We start from the raw sequence: 19,778 nt of genomic DNA, 5'->3' as shown, positions 1-19,778 counted from the left end.
CCGCAGCCCGCATCGGGCCCACAGTGTGCGAACTGGACGGTCCTATGCCGATGGAAAAAAGGTCAAAGACGCCAACAGCCATGGTCGGTTCCTAACTTGGTCGTGCTTCGTTCCGGCAGATGGTCCTGCCGGTGACTGCCTGGCCGCGGGTTGCGGCGTACAGTCGGCCAGTACGACGGCGGGCGGCAGCTTGTGGCGGCCGCCCGCCGTCGCCTGTTTAATTCCACGCTACGCGGTTTTTGCCGTTGCGGGCCGTCGGCCCCAACGGGCCGACGGCCTCGATCAGCTGAGGTTCGCCACGCCCGGGTAGAGCGGGTGCGCGGCGGCGAGTGCCTCGACACGGGTGCGCAGGCCTGACAGGTCTGCGCCGGCGTCGGCCGTCAGGGCTTCGGCGATGATGTCCGCAACCTCGGCGAAGGCAGCCTCACCGAAGCCGCGGGTGGCCAGGGCCGGTGTGCCGATGCGCAGCCCGGAGGTGACCATCGGCGGGCGGGGATCGAACGGCACCGCGTTGCGGTTTACCGTGATGTCGATTTCCGCGAGGCGGTCCTCGGCCTGCTGTCCGTCCAGCTCGCAGTTGCGCAGGTCCACCAGGACAAGGTGCACGTCGGTGCCGCCGGAGATCACGTTGATCCCCTTCGCGGTGACGTCCGGCTGAACCAGGCGCTCGGCCAGGATCCGGGCACCGGCCAGGACGCGTTCCTGGCGTTCCTTGAACTCCTCGGATGCGGCGATCTTGAACGCCACGGCCTTGCCCGCGATGACGTGCTCCAGCGGGCCGCCCTGCTGGCCCGGGAACACGGCCGAGTTGATCTTCTTCGCGACGTCAGCGTCGTTGGTCAGGATGATGCCGCCGCGCGGACCGGCCAGGGTCTTGTGCGTGGTGGACGTGGTGACGTGGGCGTGCGGGACCGGCGACGGGTGCAGCCCGCCGGCAACCAGGCCGGCGAAGTGGGCCATGTCCACCATCAGGTAGGCGCCCACGGAGTCGGCGATCCGGCGGAACTCGGCAAAGTCCAGCTGCCGGGCGTAGGCGGACCATCCGGCGACGATCAGCTGCGGCTTGTGTTCCTGGGCCAGGCGTTCCACCTCGGCCATGTCGATCCGGTGGTCCTCTTCGCGGACCTGGTACGGGATCACGTTGTACAGGCGGCCGGAGAAGTTGATCCGCATGCCGTGGGTCAGGTGGCCGCCGTGGGCCAGGTTCAGGCCCATGATGGTGTCGCCCGGCTTGATGAGGGCGTGCATCACCGAAGCGTTGGCCTGGGCGCCGGAGTGCGGCTGCACGTTCGCGTACTCGGCGCCGAACAGGGTCTTGACGCGGTCGATGGCCAGCTGCTCGATCACGTCCACGTGCTCACAGCCGCCGTAGTAGCGCTTGCCCGGGTAGCCCTCGGCGTACTTGTTGGTCAGCACCGACCCCTGTGCCTGCATCACGGCCGCGGCGGTGTGGTTCTCCGACGCGATCATTTCCAGGCCCGAGCGCTGGCGGCCGAGCTCGTCGTCGATCTTGGCCGCGATCTCCGGGTCAAGCTCCGCGAGATCCGCATTCAGGCTCGGGGATACGACCTGCTCGAAAGCCACTGTTCCGGTGCCTGCGGCACCAGCGGCGCTCACAGCTCGCCGCCGTTCTTGGCTGCGTATTCCTCGGCCGACAGCAGCGGGCCCTCGGAATCAGCGGCCACCTTGAACAGCCAGCCGGCGCCGTACGGGTCATTGTTGATCAGGGCGGGGTCCTCGACGACGACCGGGTTGATCTCCGTCACCTCCCCCGTCACCGGGGAGTACAGGTCAGAGACCGACTTGGTGGACTCCACCTCGCCGCAGGTCTCCCCCGCGGTCACGGCCGAGCCGACCTCGGGCAGGTCGACGTAGACAATGTCGCCGAGGGCGTCAGTGGCCACGGCAGAAATGCCAATAGACACAACATTCCCCTCCCCGCGGGAAACCCACTCATGCTCGTCGGAGTACTGCAATTCAGAGGCAACTTTTGCCATTTCGTTCCTTAATCTCGTTACTGCTGTGGTCGGGTGGGGAGGCGGGTGAGCGAATTCCTCCGTGAGCTCGGTCGCGAAGGCGCCCGCTGAGCGGACGCGACGCTCCCTTAGACGCTCACTTCCGGAATCCCCTCACCCGCCGACCCCGGCCGTCAGTTCCGGAAGGGAACAAACGGCAGTGAAAGATAAAGCGGTTCTCCGGTCGTTTTGTTGGCCTCGGAGGTTAGGCAAGCTCAGCCCCCAATGACCGAGCTTGCTGTAGACCGGACCCTACGGCTTGGTTTCGACAAGCTCACCCAGCGGTTTGCGGCCGACCCCTCCCCGGCACCTTCGGCTTTCGATGGTGCGCGGACGGGGAAGGCAGATTTCGACCGGCTCAACCAACGGTGACGCCCTTGAAGGGGGTGGCATCCGGAAGCGTGCGGCTAAGGGAGCGTCACGTCCGCGCAGCGGGGCCAAACGGTGCCGGCGGTTGGACGGGGTCAACCGCCGCCGGGCTACTTGGAGCGCTTGTAGAAAGGCAGTGCCACCACTTCGAATGGCTCCGCCTTGCCCCGCAGGTCGATGTCCAGTGCCGTGCCGGGTTGGGTGTAGGCGACGTCGACGTAGGCCATGGCGATTGGGTAGCCGAGGGTCGGGCTGGGCTGGCCGGAGGTGACTTCACCGACGACGTTGCCGTCCTTGAGCACCGGGTAGTGCCCGCGGCCGGCGCGGCGGCCCAGGCCTTTGAGGCCCACGAGCCTGCGGCCCGAGGTGGACCCCGCTCCGGCTTCTTTCTTGGCGGCCAGCGCGGCCTTGCCGACGAAGTCACCTTCCTTGGACAGCGCGACGACGGGGCCCAGGCCGGCAGCGAACGGGTCGCCTTCCAGGGAGAGCTCGTTGCCGTACAGCGGCATGCCGGCCTCAAGGCGGAGCGAATCGCGGGCGGCGAGGCCGGACGGCGTCAGCTCCCCCTCGTCCGCGATGGCGACGATGGACTGCCAAAGGGCGGCGGCGTCGTCGTTCTCCACGAAAATTTCGAAACCGTCCTCGCCGGTGTAACCGGTCCGGGCCAGCAGCAGGTTCCGGCTGGCGCCGCCCACCAGGAAGGAAACCTCGACGGCGGCGTAGTACTTCAGGCCGGTCACCAGCTCATGCTGGGCTGCAGGGACCAGGCGCAGGAGGATCTCCTCGGCCTTGGGGCCCTGCACCGCGATCAGCGCCGTCTCTGCGGAGGCGTCCTCGACGGCGGTGTCGAACCCGCCTTCCGGGGCAGAACCGGCCCGCTGCACCAGTGCCTCGGCCACCACCTTGGCGTTGCCGGCGTTCGGGACCACCAGGAACCTGTCGGTGCCGTCAGCTTCGGAGGGGCGGCGGTACACGATGAGGTCGTCGATGATGCCGCCCTCCTCGTTGCAGATCAGGGAGTACTTGGCCTTGCCGACGGCCATGGCGGAGATCTTGCCGGCCAGGGCGTAGTCGAGAAACGCTGCGGCGTCCGGGCCGGTCACCCAGATTTCGCCCATGTGGGAGAGGTCGAAGATGCCGGCCGAGTTGCGGACGGCGTGGTGCTCCGCCAGTTCGGAGCCGTACTTGAGCGGCATCTGCCAGCCGCCAAAGTCGGTGAACGAGGCGCCCAGCTTCTTGTGGTCCTCGTAAAGGGCAGTGTAGTTCTCAGTCATTGAGGAATCCTTTATGTGCGGGTTGAGCCGGGCGGTCGTAGGCCCAGCTCAACCACCGGACAAATCTAGTTCTCGAAGGCTTCGATCGGCGGGCAGGAGCAGACCAGGTTGCGGTCGCCTGCTGCACCGTCGATGCGGCCCACCGGCGGGAAGTACTTGTCCTGCTTGAGCGTGTGCACGGGGAAGACGGCCTGCTCGCGCGGGTAGGCGCGGTCCCAGTCGGAGCTGATCGCCGCGGCCGCGGTGTGGGGTGCGTTGCGCAGCGGGCTGTTCTCCACGGTGAAGTCGCCGTTTGCCACCTGGTCGATCTCGCCTCGGATGGCGATCATGGCCTTGATGAACCGGTCGATCTCGCCCAGGTCCTCGGACTCGGTGGGCTCCACCATCAGCGTGCCCGCCACCGGGAACGCCAGGGTGGGCGCGTGGAAGCCGTAGTCGATCAGGCGCTTGGCCACGTCCTCGGCAGTGACGCCCGTCTTGGCCGTGAGTTCACGCAGGTCCAGGATGCACTCGTGCGCCACCAGACCGCCTTCGCCCGTGTAGAGGACCGGGAAGAAGTCGTTGAGGCTGGCGGCAACGTAGTTCGCGGCAAGCAGTGCGGACTTGGTGGCCTCGGTCAGGCCGCTGCCGCCCATAAGCTTCACGTACGCCCAGGAGATGGGCAGCACGCCGGCTGAGCCGAAGCGCGAGGCGGAGATCGGGACGTCGTTTCCGTCGCTCCAGGTGGTCGCGTCACCGGGCATGAACGGAGCCAGGTGCGCCTTCGCCGCAACGGGGCCGACGCCGGGTCCGCCGCCGCCGTGCGGGATGCAGAAGGTCTTGTGCAGGTTCAGGTGCGAGACGTCGCCGCCGAACTTGCCGGGCTGCGCCAGTCCGACCAGGGCGTTGAGGTTGGCCCCGTCGATGTAGACCTGGCCGCCGGCGGCATGGATGGCGTCGCAGACCTCGCGGACGTCGGCGTCGTACACGCCGTGCGTGGACGGGTAGGTGATCATGATGCAGGAGAGCGCATCCCGGTGCTGCTCGATCTTCGCGTACAGGTCAGCGTGGTTGATGGTGCCGTCGGCGGCGGTGGCCACGACGACCACCTTCATGCCGGCCAGCACGGCCGAGGCGGCATTGGTGCCGTGCGCCGAGGCCGGGATCAGGCAGATGTTGCGCTGGTCATCGCCGCGGGACCGGTGGTAGCCGCGGATGGCCAGCAGGCCGGCGAGCTCGCCCTGGGAGCCGGCGTTCGGCTGGATGGACACCTGGTCGTACCCGGTGATCTCGGTCAGCTGCGCCTCGAGGTCGGCAATCAGTTCGCGCCAGCCCTCGGTCTGGGAGTCCGGGGCGAACGGGTGGATCGAGGCGAACTCCGGCCAGGAGATGGCCTCCATCTCCGCCGTCGCGTTCAGCTTCATGGTGCAGGAGCCCAGCGGGATCATGGTGCGGTCCAGCGCCAGATCCCGGTCGGACAGCTTGCGGATGTAGCGCAGCAGCTGGGTCTCGGAGCGGTGCGTGTTGAACACCGGGTGCTGCAGGTACGCGGAGGAACGCTCGACGGCGGCGTCCAGGGCGAACCCTTCAGTCGCCTCCACTGCCGCGGCACCGAAGGCGGCGAGAAGGTCGGCCACGATGGCCGGCGTCGTGGTTTCATCGGTGGAGATGCCAACGGTGTCGGCGTCGATGCTGCGGAGGTTGATGCCCTTCTGCTCCGCGGCGGCGATGATGCCGGCGGCCTTGCCCGGGACGGAAACCGTCACGGTGTCGAAGAAGCTGGTGTGCAGGACGTCCAGGCCGGCGGCCTGCAGAGACGCGGCGAGGGTTTTCGCGTAGCCGTGCGCGGTTTCGGCGATCGCCTTCAGGCCCTCCGGGCCGTGGTAAACGGCGTAGAAGGAGGACACGATGGCCAGCAGTGCCTGCGCCGTACAGATGTTGGAGGTGGCCTTCTCGCGGCGGATGTGCTGCTCGCGGGTCTGCAGCGCCAGGCGGTAGGCGGGAACACCGGCGTTGTCCCTGGAGACGCCCACCAGGCGCCCGGGCAGGGAGCGCTCAAGGCCCTTCTGCACGGCCATGTAGGCGGCGTGCGGACCGCCGAAGAACAGCGGTACCCCGAAGCGCTGGGCGGTCCCGACGGCGATGTCGGCGCCCTGCTCGCCCGGAGGCGTGATCAGGGTCAGGGCAAGGAGATCAGCAGCTACCGTGACCAGGGCGCCGCGTTCCTTGGCGGCGGCGATGACCCCGCTGTGGTCGAAGACACGCCCGGAAACACCGGGCTGCTGGAGGACAACACCGTTGATGTCGCCGTCAGGCAGTCCCTGGGAGAGATCCGCCACCTCCACCTCGAAACCGAGGGCTTCGGCGCGGCCCTTCACGATCGCAATGGTCTGCGGCAGGCAGTCCGCATCCAGGACCGTCTTGCCGTCGTGGGCGGTCTTGTTCTTGTTGGCCCGGCGCATCAGCAGCACAGCCTCGGCCACGGCGGTGGCTTCATCCAGCAGCGAGGCGTTGGCGATGGGCAGGCCCACCAGGTCCTGGACCATGGTCTGGAAGTTGAGCAGCGCCTCAAGCCGGCCCTGCGAGATCTCCGGCTGGTACGGGGTGTACGCCGTGTACCAGGCGGGTGCCTCAAGGACGTTGCGGCGGATCACCGGGGGCGTCACGGTGTCGTAGTAGCCCTGGCCGATCATCTGCACGGCGGTCTTGTTCTTGGCCGCGAGCTTCCGGAGTTCCGCGAGTGCTTCCACTTCGCTCAGGGCCGGTGCGAGCTCCAGCGCGGAGTCCTGGCGGATGTCGTTGGGTACTGCCGTATCAACCAGCGCGTCGACGGTGTCGTAGCCGACGGCCTTGAGCATGGCTTCGACGTCGGCCTGGCGGCGGGCGCCAATATGCCGGTCGACGAAGGACGAGGAGGCTGAATTAACGGTCAAAAGGAACTCCATAACTAAGGCGACGCAAGGTACGCCACATTGATTCGGGTTCCTCCCCGCTCTGTATTGGACCTGAGAGTTTCCGCGTTGCTGCGCTTTCGCACTGCAACGCTTGCACCGTCGGTGAGCACAGCACGCCCTGAACCGTCCGCGCGTCGGCGGAAAATTTCAAGCGGGCAGCCTGCTGCTTTCCAGAGTTGCCTTGCCGCGGCGGTACATGGGCCTGAGAGATTCCTGGGGAGGTTTTGCTCCTACGGCGCCTGCTTGTACCTACTTGCAGGACTCTCCCGCCGCAGATCAAAGGCTTATTCAATTGAGCGGTGACAGCTGTCACAGAGGCTATTGTCCTACGCCGGGATCGCGTCTGCAAACTGTTGCGGCGCGACCGGCCGGCCGCAGCGGCAGCCGCGGACCCGGCCTACCCCCTGAGCCGGTCAAGGGCGGCAAGCAGGCTTTCGACGTCTGCCGCGGTCTCGGACGGCGTCGCCGCCGGCCCGACGGACAGCATGGCGTTGAAGTAGAGCCCATCGCCCATGTACAGGACCGCCTTGGCCAGGCCCGGCCCGACGTCGCGGGCGATCTCATCCAGCCACCGCTGCTGGATGTGGGCGAACCGGCGCCGCGTCTCCTCGTGGGCCACCTCGGCCAGCCTCGTCGCCGCCACGATGGCACGGTCCAGCGGGGTGTCCGCCCAGACGGACGATTTGATGAAGTACGCGGCCGCACCCTCGGGAGCCGCAGCCATGGCCTGGGCATCCGCTTCCGCAAACTCGTCCAGGCGGTCCAGCAGGACACTGATCAGCGCTTCCTTGTTCGGAAAGTGGTACAGGAGCCCGCCCTTGGACACGCCGGCACGGGCGGCCACGGCGTCAAGGGTGGCAGCGCGCTCCCCCACCTCGATCAGGAGGGATTCAAACGCATCGAGCACTGCGCCGCGGGCGACAGGTTTTCTGGGCATGGCTTCCATCATGCCCGGTTCCTGGCAGGCTTTATAACTATACCGTCTGGACGGTATAGTTATTTCATGACCATGCACTCAACCCTTCGCCCGGCGCACTCTTCCGCCAACCAGGCCAGCGGCGGCGGCGTGCGCGACTGGTTCGCCCTGGCCCTGCTCATGTTCCCGGTCCTCCTGGTGGCCGTGGACAACACCGCGCTGACGTTCGCCCTTCCCGCGATCGCCCGCAGCCTCGATCCCTCGGGCGTGCAGCTTTTGTGGGTGGTTGATGCCTACGCACTGGTGCTCGCCGGACTCCTCGTTGCCATGGGCAGCCTCGGGGACAGGATCGGGCGCCGCCGGCTGCTGCTGGTCGGAATCTCGGGCTTTGCGGTGGTTTCTGCGGCGTCGGCCTTCGCCCCGAGCGCCGAATGGCTCATTGCCGGCCGCGCGGCACTCGGCTTCTTCGGAGCCATGCTCATGCCCTCCACACTGTCCCTGATCCGCAACATCTTCCGGGAACCGGGCAGGCGGAGGCTGGCCGTGGCCATCTGGGCAGCAGGATTCTCCGGCGGCGCAGCACTGGGGCCGATCTTTGGCGGCTGGCTGGTGGAACACTTCTGGTGGGGCGCCGTCCTGCTCGTGGCCGTGCCCATCATGCTGCCGCCGCTGATCCTGGGCCGCTTCCTCATTCCGGAATCCAAGGATCCGAGTCCCGGCCGCGTGGATCTGGCCAGCGTGGCGCTGTCGATGCTGGCCATGGTGCCGGTGGTCTACGGCATCAAGGAAATGGCCACCCACGGACCCGGAGTGACGTCGTTCGGAGTTCTGGCGTTTGGCCTGGCCATGGGATTCGTGTTTGTCCGCCGCCAGCAGGCCCTCGCGTCCCCGCTCCTGGACATGTCGCTGTTCAGAAACCGGGTGTTCAGCACGGCGATCACGGCCAACATCCTGGCGCTGTTCTCCTACAACGGGTTCATCCTGTTCCTGGCCCAACACCTGCAGCTGCTCGAGGGCATGTCGCCGTCGGAGTCGGGCACCGCCATGCTGCCGGCACTGACGGCTACCGTGGTGGCCGGCCTGCTCGTGGTACCGCTGGTCCGGAAGGTCCGGCCGGGCTTTGTGGTGGCCGCGGGACTGGCGCTGAGCGCCACCGGTTACTGCATCGTGGCGTTTGGGGATCACGACGCCGGGCCCGCCGCGCTGCTGGCCGCCCTCCTCATTCTGGCGCTGGGTGTGGGGTCTGCAGAAACCATCTCGAACGATCTGATCCTGGGCGCCGTGCCGGCGGAAAAATCCGGTGCAGCAGCGGCCATTTCGGAGACCGGCTACGAGGTGGGCTCGCTCCTCGGGACAGCCATCCTGGGCTCCATCCTGACGGCGTCGTACCAGCAGCATCTCGCTCTGCCCGAGAGCGTTGCGCAGGCGGTGCCCGCAGAGTCCGCGGGCCAGGCCAGGGAGACCCTGGCGGGGGCCATGGAGCTCGCCGGGTCACTCCCGGCCCCGCTGGCAGAGGGGCTCACTGCGGCCGCCCGGGCCGCCTTCGATTCCGGCGTTCACATCACCGCGGCAATCGCGCTGGTACTGATGGCAGGAGCGTCGGTGCTCGCCGCCGTCGTACTTCGCCGCATCCCGCGCGCGCAGTAGCCGAGACAAATAACGGGCAGCCCCGGAGAAAAGTTCTCCGGGACTGCCCGTTGGCGGCTGCCCGCTGCCGGCGGCTCAGTATTTGCCGCCGGCGTGGTGTTTCCGGCCGGCTACTTGCTGTCGGGGTGCGTGACGCTGGCCGATGCCTTCATGTTCTCGGCGCCAACCATCCACGCGTACTGCTCGAGCTTTTCAATGAAGGTGTGCAGCAGGTCCGCGGTGGTGGGGTCTTCCTCATCCACCTCGTCATGGACCTTGCGCATGGTGCCTACGGCCGCTTCAAGCGCTGCCACAATGCGGTCGATCGCATCCTTGGTGTTGATGAGCCCGTCGGGGAGCTGGGCAAGGTGGGTCGATTTTGCCACGGTGGCGCTGCGGCCGTCCGGCAGCGCGTGCAGGGCGCGCATGCGCTCCGCGATGTCGTCGGCAAAGGCCCGGGCGGCGTCGACGATCTCGTCGAGCTGAAGGTGCAGATCCCTGAAGTTGGTCCCAACGATGTTCCAGTGCGCCTGCTTGCCCTGGATGTGCAGCTCGATCAGGTCCGTCAGAACGGCCTGCATGTTATTGGTCAGTGTCGGTGAAGCCTTCATGAATCCTCCTCGATTGGTCCAGTGGTTCCGACGCTACCGCAGCAGCCCCGGCTCGGGGAGCGCCTGCGGCCGAATTTCACGATCAGCTTACTTACTACTTTGCGAGTCATAAATGATCGGCATTCAAAAAGCCCTTGCCAGGTCCGCGCTGCCCGTGCATACTAAATGAACGTCATTCATTTAGTGACGGTCGTCTCACTGGAGTAATCATCATCATGATCGAAGTAACCTGCCTCAACGCGCCTGCCTCCCTCGCCCGGACAGCGCCGTCCGGCCGTCCCGCCTTGAGGGTGGGCGTTGTGCAGCACCGCTGGCACAGCAACGCCGCCGAACTCCGTGCGGAACTCAACGACGGCATCGACCGGGCGGCCCGGCTTGGCGCCACCGTGGTGTTCCTGCCCGAGCTCACCCTCTCCCGCTACCCCGCCGACCAGGTTCCGGAGAATGACCTTGCACGGCAGGGCCAGGACCGGGCCCGCCCCTCCGACGCCGCCGAGGACCTGCTGACCGGCCCCACGTTCCGCTTTGCGGCCGAGGCCGCCCGCCGGAACGGCATCACCGTCCACGCCTCGCTCTACCAGCACGCGGGTAACCCGGACGGCTCGGATGACGGCCTGGGCCTGAACACCTCCATCCTCGTGTCCCCGGCCGGCGAACTCCTGGCCCGCACCCACAAACTGCACATTCCGGTGACCGCCGGATATTACGAGGACAAGTTCTTCCGCCAGGGCCCCGCCGCCGAGGACGCCTACCAGGTCCACGCCCCGGCTGAACTCGGCGGCGCCCGGCTGGGAATGCCCACCTGCTGGGACGAGTGGTTCCCCGAACTGGCCCGCATGTACTCCCTTGGCGGCGCCGAACTGCTGGTGTACCCGACGGCGATCGGTTCCGAACCGCTGTTCCCGGACTTTGACACCCAGCCGCTGTGGCAGCAGGTCATCGTGGGCAACGGCATCGCCAATGGCCTGTTCATGGTGGTCCCGAACCGCTGGGGCCAGGAGGGCAGCCTGAACTTCTACGGATCCTCCTTCATCTCGGATCCCTACGGCCGCATCCTGGTCCAGGGTCCCCGTGACGAGTCGGCGGTCCTCGTGGCCGACCTCGACCTCGACCAGCGCAAGGACTGGCTGACGCTGTTCCCGTTCCTGACCACCCGCCGCCCCGACACCTACGCCCGGCTCACCGAGCCGGTCCGCCCCGAGGAGCCGTTCGGCACGCCGGACGCACTTGCGGCAACCGGCCCAGCAGCCACCGGGGTCCCGGCAGGCTCAAACGCCGGGGTGAACGCGTGAGCCCGTGGCGCATGCCGGCCGAGACGGCGCGCCAGGAACGGCTCTGGATGGCTTTCCCCACCGGCGGCTACACCCTCGGCGACACCGCTGAGGCGGCGCACGCCGCCCGGTCCGTCTGGGCCGCCGTCGCGAACGCCGCCGTCGAGTTTGAACCGGTCAGCATGGTGGTGGACCCGTCCGACGTCGGGACCGCCGCCCACTACCTGTCACCCGCCGTCGAGGTGCTGACGGCGGAACTCAACGACGCCTGGATGCGCGACATCGGCCCGACGTTCGTCCTGGACGGAAACGGCGCCCTGGGCGCCGTGGACTGGGTCTTCAACGGCTGGGGCGCCCAGGACTGGGCCAGCTGGGACAAGGACTCCCTGGTTGCCGCCGAGGTGGCCGGCCGGTCCAGCGCACGGCACCTCGTGTCCGAATTGGTCAACGAGGGCGGCGGAATCCAGGTGGACGGCGAAGGCACGGTGCTGGTCACCGAAACGGTGCAGCTTGATCCGGGCCGCAATCCCGGACTCAGCAAGGCCGACGTCGAGGCCGAACTGGCCAGGACCATCGGCGCCAAAAAGGTGATCTGGCTGCCCCGCGGGCTCACCCGTGACTCACAGCGGTTCGGTACGCGCGGGCACGTCGATATCGTTGCCGCCATCCCGTCCCCTGGCACCCTGCTGGTCCATTCCCAGCAGAACCCCGCCCACCCGGACTATGAGGTGAGCCGCGAAATCATCAGCTTCCTGTCCTCCACTACGGATGCTGCGGGCCGGGAATGGTCCATCATCGAAGTCCCGGCGCCCGTTGCCCTGACGGACCCGGAGGGCTTCGTCGACTACAGCTACATCAACCATGTGGTGGTCAACGGCGGAGTCATCGCCTGCACGTTCTCCGACCCCAACGACGAGAAGGCGCTCCGCATCCTCGCGGATGCGTATCCCGGGCGCAAGGTGGTGGGCATCGATGCCCGCGAACTCTTCGCCCGCGGCGGCGGCATTCACTGCATCACCCAGCAGCAGCCCGCTGCCATCTAGGAAGGGCCAGTCATGAGCCAAACCACGCGTGAGAGCATCCAGCCCGGCGGGAAGAGCACTTCCCTGGCCGGCGAAGCAACGCACGGCATCACCGGGAAGGGCCTCAAGGGCGGGCAGCTGGGTCTCCTGGCCGTCGTTGTCCTGGGTATCTCGACCATCGCGCCGGCCTATACACTGACCAGCGCGCTGGGGCCCACGGTGAACGAGGCGGGACTCCAGCTGCCGGTGATCTTCCTCATCGGTTTCATCCCCATGATCCTCGTCTCGCTCGCCTACCGGGAGCTGAATGCGGATTCCCCGGACAGCGGGACCACGTTCACCTGGGTGACCAAGGCGTTCGGACCGTGGGTTGGCTGGATGGGCGGCTGGGGGCTGCTGGCCGCGAACATCATCGTGCTGTCCAACCTTGCCGGGGTGGCGGTGGACTTCTTCTACCTCTTCCTGGCTCAGCTGACCGGGTCACCGGAACTGGCGGACCTCGCCGCCAACAAGCCGCTGAATGTCCTGACGTGCTTCGTCTTCGTGGCGCTGGCTGTGTGGGTCAGCTATCGCGGCCTGCACACCACCAAAGTTGTCCAGTACGGCCTGGTGGGTTTCCAGCTGGTGGTGCTGGGCCTCTTCGTGGCCATGGCGTTCGCCAACTGGTCCACGTCCGCCACGGCCATCCCGTTCAGCTGGGAGTGGTTCGACGTAACAAGGATCGAGACGTTCGGCCAGGTTGCCGCCGGCATTTCGCTGTCCATCTTCGTCTACTGGGGCTGGGACGTGTGCCTGACGGTCAACGAGGAAACAGCCAACGGGAAGAAGACTGCCGGCCTCGCCGGAACCCTGACCGCCGTCGTAGTCCTGGGTATCTACCTGCTGGTGACGGTCGCCACCATGATGTTCGCCGGTGTCGGGGATACAGGGATCGGCCTCAACAACGAGGAAAACCACGCGAACGTCTTCACCGCGCTGGCTTCCCCCGTCATGGGCCCGTTCGCCATCCTGATGTCCCTGGCGGTCCTGTCCAGTTCGGCGGCGTCGCTGCAGTCGACGTTCACCTCGCCCTCGCGCAGCCTGCTGGCGATGGCCCACTACGGTGCCCTGCCGCCGCGGTTCAGCCACATGAGCAAGAAATTTTCGACGCCGGGCTTCGCCACCGTTGCGGCGGGCGTGCTGTCGGCCGGGTTTTACGCCGTGATGCACGTGGTGAGCGAGAACGTCCTCAACGACACCATCCTGGCCCTGGGCCTGATGATCTGCTTCTACTACGGGCTGACGGCGTTCGCCTGCGCGTGGTACTTCCGCGGCAGCGTCTTCAGCAGTGCCCGCAACTTCGTGCTGCGGCTGCTGTGTCCGCTGCTTGGCGGCATCGGGCTGACCGTGGTCTTCCTGCAGACCGCCATCGACAGCTGGGCGCCCGAGTTCGGCAGCGGTTCGGAGATCTTCGGCGTGGGGCTCGTATTCGTGCTCGGGGTCGGGATCCTGGCTCTGGGCATCCTCTTCATGCTGGTGATGGCCCGGCTGCGGCCCGGCTACTTCCGCGGCGACACGATCCGCCGGGACACCCCCGCACTGGTGGTGCCCGAGTAGCACACCCTTCGAACGCGGCGATGCCCCGCCTCCCGGTCCGGGAGGCGGGGCATCGCTGTTCTTATTTTGGCCAGCCAGCTGATCGGGGACCCCTTGTCCCGTCAGCTGCCCTGCTCCCCTACTGCAGGCACCTCACCAGTAGTGGGCGACGTCGACGACGAGCCGGGAGCCGGATCCGGGGCCGTCCAGCGTGTATACCTTGAAGGGCAGCCGGGCACGGACGCCCAGGCCAAGGGTGGTGTAGCCCTCGAAGCTGCCGGCCCACGCCACCTGCCGGAACGTGTGGTAACCGGACACGTTGGTCACCTCGGACCGGTTGGCCGGGATGAAGGTGGCCTTGCCGGTGGCATTGTCATATGCCGGCGAGTTGATGGTGAGCTGCAGGAATGCCTTGCCACGGAGCTTGAGCGGCAGGCCGGAGCCTTCCTGGGCCACCTCGGAAACGTAGCGGACGTTGTAGCCCTTGGCTTTGCCCTTGAGGTCGATCACGAGGCGGTCGAAGCAGTAGTGCTGACCGGTGCGGACGTTGGTGATGGCTGCGGTGCTCATGGTCTTGTCTGCCTTCGCCAGCGAGCCCCACACCTGCCCGCAGTAGGAGGCTGCCGAAGCGGAGCCCGGAGCCAGCAGGCCCAGCCCGACAGCCATGAGGATGACTGTGAGCCAGGCGGGAATTCTTTTCATTTGGCCACCCCTTTCGAGTGAGTGATTGGATAGTTCCAGAGTAGGAGCGCCAAAAGCCCTATACGAGGGATGTAGCCGGTTCGGGGCGCAACCGTTAATGTCGCAAAATGCGGGTCACGGGGCCGTAATTCCGGGCGTGCTTTTAAGGCCATCGAGAGGCGTTTGTAGCCCTTTCTCCACGCTTCCGTTACCGGAGATAACGGGGGCTTGTCCGGGCCTTCAAGCGGCCACAAAAAAGCGAGGCGCCGGCCTCCCCGTGGGGAGCCGGCACCTCGTGGCTTTGCTCTGGCCGCTGCCTGGCTATGAAGGCTGCCTGGCTGCAAAGCAGGACATGCGTGGAACGGCTGTTCTAGCCTTCGCAGTCATAGCAGTACTTCAGGCCGTTCTTTTCCTTGGCTACCTGGGACCGGTGACGGACCAGGAAGCAGGAGCCGCAGGTGAACTCATCGGACTGTTCGGGAACGACGATGACCGTCAGTTCCTCGTTGGAAAGATCGGCGCCCGGAAGATCGATGCCCTCGGCGGTGTCATTCTCGTCGACATCGATAACGGCGGTCTGGGCACCGCCGCCGCGGGACGCCTGGAGTGCCTCCAGCGATTCGGAGGGAGACTCTTCTTCTGTCTTGCGTGGGGCGTCGTAATCGGTAGCCATAGCGTTGTTCACTTTCGTTGCTGCACAGCGCCATTCAGGCACCTCAGTGAAGCAGTTTAGGTCATAAAGCGACAACGTCAAGAATAGTGTGGCCAACGCGACACTAAATGGTCATTTCCGCCTGATCCGGAGCCTGGCCGGCGGCATTTTCATGCGTCCTGAGCGCATGGTCGCCCGCGACTGCCGCCCAGCTGAGCGCGGGCAGCCACGCCCACCGCGTGACTTCCTGGAGGGCGTCGCTGGCCTGCTCGGCAGTGGCAGGAGCCAGCGAGAAGAGCAGGGCGTCCGCGAGCGCCGCACGTATCCGGGTGAGCAACTCTGTGATGGTCATGGCGCAAAGCTATGCGGCCAGTGTTGTGGACACGTTTCGGCGGCGTCTCCAAACAGTTAAACCATGCGCCCCCTTTGTCGGGCCCAGCGGGACTGGGCCGGCGGGACTGGGCCGGCGGGACTGGCGTGGCGCCGTCGTCCGTCTTAGCCTTGAGCTGTTCCTGGATCTGACCACCCCGGCAGGCGGAGGCACCACATGGCTACGAAACTGAACCGCAAGGCATTGGAGCATGCACGCAGTCTCGTTAAGAAGGGGAATGTGGAGCGGGACGTTCGTGATGACTGGAGCGAACACGCTCCCTCCGCGGACGACGAGAACTCCTTCATCGACAAGCACGGCTTCGACGAGTTCTCGAAGTGGCACCTCGGCATTGACAGCGAGAAGTCCAGCAGCACAAAAGGCAGCGTGAGCTTTCCATTCGGGGACCTCAAGAAGGTCCACCGCTGCGCGATCATCTCGCTGGAGAGCAGGGCGGCACAGTACGACCACGACGACATCCGGAAGGCCGCCAAGGACCTGCTGGAGGAGATAGACGCGGAATGACTGCAACGGCGTCCGCACGAAGCAAACCCCTCCGTCCCGGTAAAGCGCCGGAAGGGAGGGGTTTGCGGCCCTAAGGCTTAGCAGGCAGCAGCACGGGAGAAGGACCAGGGGTCCGGCAAGGATGGGCGGCTTCCCGCACAGCGGCAGCTTATGACCCACAGCAGCGACGTCGGCAGGACGCTGATGCCAGTGAGGCTCAGCGACCGTCCGGACGCCAGTAACGCAGCCCGCCGCTGATGGCCCCATCGCTGGCGACGTCGACCATGACGTACGGGAACGCACGAGGGTCGGACTGGTCAGGTCCGCGACCGCGGACGTCCGACGACCAGGTGCCGGCATTCACGTACCGGGTGGGGCACGCCTCGAGGGCCGCCTCGAAGGCCCGATGGGTGTGGCCCGAGACGTACCAGGCCACCCCGGAACCGTGCGCCTCGAGCGTGCGTGCGAACCGGCCCGCTGCAGCAAGAGCCCCTTCGCCGGCGACTCGCCGCCCGGCGGCCGCGAGCAGCATGCGGGTTGCGGCGGCCGGGATCGCCGACACCGTCCGGAACCGGGAGAGGTGCGCCAGGTCCCGAACGGCCACTTCGTCTAGCGCAAGCCGCAGCGACTCGGCTTGCAGCAGCTCGAAGTACGCGAGCTCCCGGACGCGGCGTTCCGCCCGCTCCGACGCCAGACAGGCCCGGGCAAGGGCCACTGCACGGCTCAGGGGCGACCTGAACGAATGGGCGTGCCAGGCGGCGAGCGGTGGCAGGTCCAGCCCTTCGGTGCCTTTGACCGCCACGCGGAGCACCTCGGGGATCCGATGCAGCGCGTGGTGCTGGTGCCCGTGCTCGGCCACGAGCACGTGGGGCACGTGCAGGAACCACGGGTACACCCGGACCCGCGTCGGCTCGGCAGGTGACAACAGCTCCGACAGGCGGGCGGCAACCGACGGCCTGGCCAGTTTTGCGTCGTGATTGCCGCACACGAAGTGCAGCTGTATGCCGCGCGCCGCGCACGCCCGCAGCGCCCAGAACGTATCGGGATGGCGGGTGAGGATGGACTCGAGCCGGGCCAGGCTTTCGTCCGCGGGGATCCCGACCAGCTCGAACGTGTCACCGACGAAAGCGATGTGCTGCTGGGGACCGGAGGCGGCGAGCACCTCGCGGCACAGGAACTGGGGCAGCATTCTGCCGGGGCACCAGGGGTCGTCCTCCGATACGCCGAGGTGAAGGTCGCTGAGGAGACACCACTGCCCCGCGCTTTCCACGCGCGCAAGTCCGGAATGCGTGGAAGGAAGAGGCCCAGGTAGGTCGTTCACAGGCCAAGGAGCCTCTGGCATGTGGGTCACCTGGGGTCTGATCGGGCTCATCGGACTTCGGAGTGCGAACAAACCCGGCCAGCCAAAGTTCCCCGCGATGTCGGGCTCGATCCCCTGGGTGCGCCAGAGGGCGTCAGCGATGCGTAGATCCACATCCTGCGGTATGTCCATCACGAAGGCTCCGCCACCGCAGAGCAAGAGCAATAGCACCACGGCGAGCCACATCACGGCCGGCCACGTAGCGGGGATTCCAGCGTCCCTCTGTGCGGCGGGTCGAATTGAGCGTGCTGGTCATCGCGCGTCCTGCCCGACGCGCCGGAGGAGGGCGACCAGCCGGGGGCCGACCACCGCGGCCCCGATGGAGAGCACCACCAACCATGCAAGGGCCATGGCGCTGGGCCCCTGTCGGAGGCCGACAGTGCTGCGACGCAGAGGGCGGTTCCGAGCGTCACGCCGAACACGATCGCCTCCGCGTAGCGGCCGAGAGCCCGGCAGACAGCGTTGTAGGCCTGCAGCAGCGCATACGGCACCAGTCCGGCTGCCAACCAACGCAGCGCGTCGGCGGATGAGTCGGCGTACCGCTCCCCTAGCAGACTGAGCAGGGGGTTAGCGAGGAGGACGAGCACCGCGGCAGCGAGACCTCCCACGGTGAGCGACCAACGGAGACTCGCCCAGGTGGTCGACACCAGCCGGTCCGCGACGCGGACACCCTCGGAGAACTGGACGATGCCCATCAGCACCGGGGCAGTGTAGGCGGCCCAAGCCATCATCCATGCGGGATACCAGTAGGCAGCGGCCTCCGGCGCCACCATGTGCGCGAGCAGGAGCGGCAGCACCAGCCCGGGGGCGCGCTCGGTGAGGGTGAGGAGCTGGTGCGGAATGCCCAGCGCCAGCAATGAACGGCCACGCGCCCGGCGCAAGGATGGTCGCGGCCGGTAGCCGACCAGTCTTCGCAGCTGGACCGCACCGACGACGCATGCCACGACCGTCCCGAGGCTCCAGCACGCCATCAGAACGTCAGCGGAGGCACCGTGCGCCCCCCAGGCCACGAGCGCCGCAGCCGCGAGTGAGATCCCGCCGCCCAGCGCGTACCTCAAGGTCGCGCTGGAACCGCGTCCCAACGCCACGAGCGCCTGGTCCAGCACGATGACCAGGGTGCCGGCGACGGCGGCCACGAGGAACGTGAGCCAGAAGAGAACCGAGGCCGAAGCCGTATCCGGCGTCACGGCAGATTGCAGCACGAGGTAGCCGAGGGCCAGCCCCGTGCCGGCTACCCCCACGATGGCGAACGCCGCGTCCAGCACCCGGGCCGGTGTCTCCCCTCGCCCCACAGAGACAATCACGGCTGATCCGGCGCCCAGCACCGCGAGTTGCGTGCAGATCATTACCGCCGAGACCGCGGCCGTGGTGAGCCCGACCTCACGGTCGGACGTCGCGCGCGCGGCCACGATCCAAAAGGCGAAACCAAGGCCCGTCTGGGCAGCCTTCGCCACAACGAGGCCGAGCGAGCTGCGCAGGGCGGAGTGCCGGACGATCGAGGCGTCCGTGACAGCGGTCTCCCGCTTAGCCCTCACGCCCTTGGCCATCAGCCACCGGGGCTGGCCCGCGGCGAGGCTCAAGGCGCTGCCCCGGACTGCCGCGGCGGCGGGCAGCAGCGCCAACCTCACACCGCGCCAGCCGTTCTTGCGGACCATCCGTCCCAGTCCCGTTCCGTCCATGAGGAACTGGTCCAGCGCGAAGTCAAAGTCGTCTGCGGCGAAACGATGTTCGACGACGACACGCCGTGACACTCCTGTCCGCAGCCCTGACTCCCGCATCCGCCAACGCAGCTCGATGTCCTCCCCCGACTTGAACGAACCGTCGAAGCCCAGGCCCAGCATCAGGTCCCGGTCATGTCAACGATCGTCGCCACGAGCCCGAACCAATTGCGGCTGCGGCCGGTGCGGTGATGATGTGCCAGCGCCTGTCCCCAGTAGCCCGGTCCAGCAACACTCTCCAGGCCGGCTTGGAGGGCGTCATAGCCGCCCTCCACCAGCTCCGTGAGCAGGTCGCCGACCCCCGTAGGTCCGAACACGACGTCGGCATCCACGAGCAGGACCCAACGGGTGGTGCTGCTCTTCACACCAAATGTTCGAGCCCAGGGCAGGCCCCGCCCCTCGCCGCTGAGGACCCGGGCACCGGCCGCGAGGGCGAGATCGACGGTGCGGTCGGTGGATAATCCGTCCACTACGATGATCTCGGCAACACCGGACTGGCGCAGGGCCTTGAGACAGCGCGGGAGCAGGTGTTCGGCGTTCCGGGCCGGAACGACGGCGGTGACCTCGGCAGGGCTGTTACTCACGGTGCCCACCCTTCAGGCCTGCTCGTCGAGGACTGAGGGCAGCAGCTGCTCGAGATGCCGGACGATGTCATCCGACGCTCATCCGCCGTGTAGGCGGAGGGCACCTGCAGCAGGTGGCAGGGCCGCCCGTCGAGCGCCTTGTTCAGCACGACCCCCTTCGCCGTGAAGTGCTCGCGCCACGGGACCACGGACGTGGCCGCCAGGCCGGTCACGACCCGCTGCGAGAAGCCCGCCATCTCGATGTGGAAATTACCGAGCATGCGGTCGACCATCCACTCGCTCGTCCGCTCGAGGACC

19 protein-coding genes and 1 riboswitch are annotated in these 19,778 nt (G+C 67.1%); of the genes, 5 read left to right on the top strand and 14 right to left on the bottom strand.

Translation table 11 applies throughout. The features are described 5' to 3' along the window. From AC5RWD_RS21055 to AC5RWD_RS21030, 6 genes are all read right to left on the bottom strand, one after another. Positions 1-82 (bottom strand): serine dehydratase beta chain (locus AC5RWD_RS21055; RefSeq protein ID WP_494021872.1); only part of this gene is annotated, 82 nt, incomplete at its 3' end. A 200-nt stretch (positions 83-282) separates the two neighbouring features. Then, a complete protein-coding gene (glyA, locus tag AC5RWD_RS21050; protein ID WP_494021868.1) occupies positions 283-1,617 on the bottom strand; it encodes a serine hydroxymethyltransferase in 1,335 nt (444 codons plus the stop codon). Further along, on the bottom strand, positions 1,614-1,997 hold the full coding sequence (gene gcvH, locus AC5RWD_RS21045) for a glycine cleavage system protein GcvH (protein ID WP_494021867.1): 384 nt from the start codon (positions 1,995-1,997) through the stop codon (positions 1,614-1,616). Before gcvH ends, glyA begins: the two co-directional genes overlap by 4 nt. 497 nt (positions 1,998-2,494) lie before the next feature. Further along, positions 2,495-3,658, bottom strand: coding sequence for a glycine cleavage system aminomethyltransferase GcvT (gene gcvT, locus AC5RWD_RS21040; protein WP_494021866.1), 1,164 nt, complete (start codon positions 3,656-3,658; stop codon positions 2,495-2,497). Between the two features lie 65 nt (positions 3,659-3,723). After that, positions 3,724-6,582: an aminomethyl-transferring glycine dehydrogenase gene (gene gcvP, locus AC5RWD_RS21035; protein ID WP_494021865.1), complete on the bottom strand. Its 2,859-nt coding sequence runs from the start codon at positions 6,580-6,582 to the stop codon at positions 3,724-3,726. Positions 6,583-6,771: 189 nt separating this feature from the next. After that, positions 6,772-6,870: riboswitch (glycine riboswitch) on the bottom strand. Between the two features lie 118 nt (positions 6,871-6,988). Further along, positions 6,989-7,528, bottom strand: a complete 540-nt coding sequence (locus AC5RWD_RS21030) for a TetR/AcrR family transcriptional regulator (protein ID WP_494021864.1) — start codon at positions 7,526-7,528, stop codon at positions 6,989-6,991. A 72-nt stretch (positions 7,529-7,600) separates the two neighbouring features. Between AC5RWD_RS21030 and AC5RWD_RS21025 the strand changes: the two genes are divergently transcribed. After that, positions 7,601-9,154, top strand: coding sequence for an MFS transporter (locus AC5RWD_RS21025; RefSeq protein ID WP_494021871.1), 1,554 nt, complete (start codon positions 7,601-7,603; stop codon positions 9,152-9,154). Between the two features lie 110 nt (positions 9,155-9,264). On the opposite strand, the gene AC5RWD_RS21020 is transcribed toward AC5RWD_RS21025, so the two are convergent. Further along, positions 9,265-9,744, bottom strand: a complete 480-nt coding sequence (locus AC5RWD_RS21020) for a Dps family protein (protein WP_494021863.1) — start codon at positions 9,742-9,744, stop codon at positions 9,265-9,267. 215 nt (positions 9,745-9,959) lie between these two features. Here AC5RWD_RS21020 and AC5RWD_RS21015 point away from each other — a divergent pair, with 215 nt between their 5' ends. From AC5RWD_RS21015 to AC5RWD_RS21005, 3 genes are read left to right on the top strand one after another with little or no spacing between them, the layout of a single operon-like run. Beyond that, on the top strand, positions 9,960-11,036 hold the full coding sequence (locus tag AC5RWD_RS21015) for a nitrilase-related carbon-nitrogen hydrolase (protein ID WP_494021862.1): 1,077 nt from the start codon (positions 9,960-9,962) through the stop codon (positions 11,034-11,036). Then, positions 11,033-12,058, top strand: a complete 1,026-nt coding sequence (locus AC5RWD_RS21010; RefSeq protein ID WP_494021861.1) for an agmatine deiminase family protein — start codon at positions 11,033-11,035, stop codon at positions 12,056-12,058. The genes AC5RWD_RS21015 and AC5RWD_RS21010 overlap by 4 nt, the downstream gene beginning before the upstream one ends. A 12-nt stretch (positions 12,059-12,070) precedes the next feature. Then, positions 12,071-13,633, top strand: a complete 1,563-nt coding sequence (locus AC5RWD_RS21005; RefSeq protein ID WP_494021860.1) for an APC family permease — start codon at positions 12,071-12,073, stop codon at positions 13,631-13,633. A gap of 132 nt (positions 13,634-13,765) precedes the next feature. On the opposite strand, the gene AC5RWD_RS21000 is transcribed toward AC5RWD_RS21005, so the two are convergent. The 3 genes from AC5RWD_RS21000 to AC5RWD_RS20990 form a co-directional block, all read right to left on the bottom strand. Next, positions 13,766-14,314 carry an AMIN-like domain-containing (lipo)protein gene (locus tag AC5RWD_RS21000; protein WP_494021859.1) on the bottom strand — a complete coding sequence of 183 codons (549 nt, stop codon included), beginning with the start codon at positions 14,312-14,314 and terminating at the stop codon, positions 13,766-13,768. Between the two features lie 349 nt (positions 14,315-14,663). Continuing rightward, complete coding sequence (locus AC5RWD_RS20995; protein WP_494021858.1) at positions 14,664-14,966, bottom strand: DUF4193 domain-containing protein; 303 nt, start codon at positions 14,964-14,966, stop codon at positions 14,664-14,666. A 103-nt stretch (positions 14,967-15,069) separates the two neighbouring features. Continuing rightward, entirely contained in the window at positions 15,070-15,297 is a 228-nt protein-coding gene (locus tag AC5RWD_RS20990; RefSeq protein WP_494021857.1) for a hypothetical protein, read from the bottom strand. A gap of 195 nt (positions 15,298-15,492) precedes the next feature. Between AC5RWD_RS20990 and AC5RWD_RS20985 the strand changes: the two genes are divergently transcribed. Then, a complete protein-coding gene (locus tag AC5RWD_RS20985; protein WP_494021856.1) occupies positions 15,493-15,840 on the top strand; it encodes a hypothetical protein in 348 nt (115 codons plus the stop codon). 196 nt (positions 15,841-16,036) lie between these two features. On the opposite strand, the gene AC5RWD_RS20980 is transcribed toward AC5RWD_RS20985, so the two are convergent. From AC5RWD_RS20980 to AC5RWD_RS20965, 4 genes are all read right to left on the bottom strand, one after another. Next, positions 16,037-17,140 carry a metallophosphoesterase family protein gene (locus AC5RWD_RS20980; protein ID WP_494021855.1) on the bottom strand — a complete coding sequence of 368 codons (1,104 nt, stop codon included), beginning with the start codon at positions 17,138-17,140 and terminating at the stop codon, positions 16,037-16,039. Positions 17,141-17,364: 224 nt separating this feature from the next. Beyond that, positions 17,365-19,020 (bottom strand): lipopolysaccharide biosynthesis protein, encoded by a 1,656-nt coding sequence (locus AC5RWD_RS20975; protein WP_494021854.1) that lies wholly within the window; start codon positions 19,018-19,020, stop codon positions 17,365-17,367. After that, complete coding sequence (locus tag AC5RWD_RS20970; protein WP_494021853.1) at positions 19,020-19,481, bottom strand: glycosyltransferase; 462 nt, start codon at positions 19,479-19,481, stop codon at positions 19,020-19,022. The genes AC5RWD_RS20975 and AC5RWD_RS20970 overlap by 1 nt, the downstream gene beginning before the upstream one ends. Beyond that, positions 19,478-19,741 carry a hypothetical protein gene (locus AC5RWD_RS20965; protein ID WP_494021852.1) on the bottom strand — a complete coding sequence of 88 codons (264 nt, stop codon included), beginning with the start codon at positions 19,739-19,741 and terminating at the stop codon, positions 19,478-19,480. Before AC5RWD_RS20965 ends, AC5RWD_RS20970 begins: the two co-directional genes overlap by 4 nt. Positions 19,742-19,778 lie beyond the last annotated feature (37 nt).

This window comes from Arthrobacter sp. CMU6, from assembly GCF_059090205.1.
Note: the sequence above shows the minus strand (reverse complement) of the source record. Positions and strands in the feature narration are given on the sequence as shown.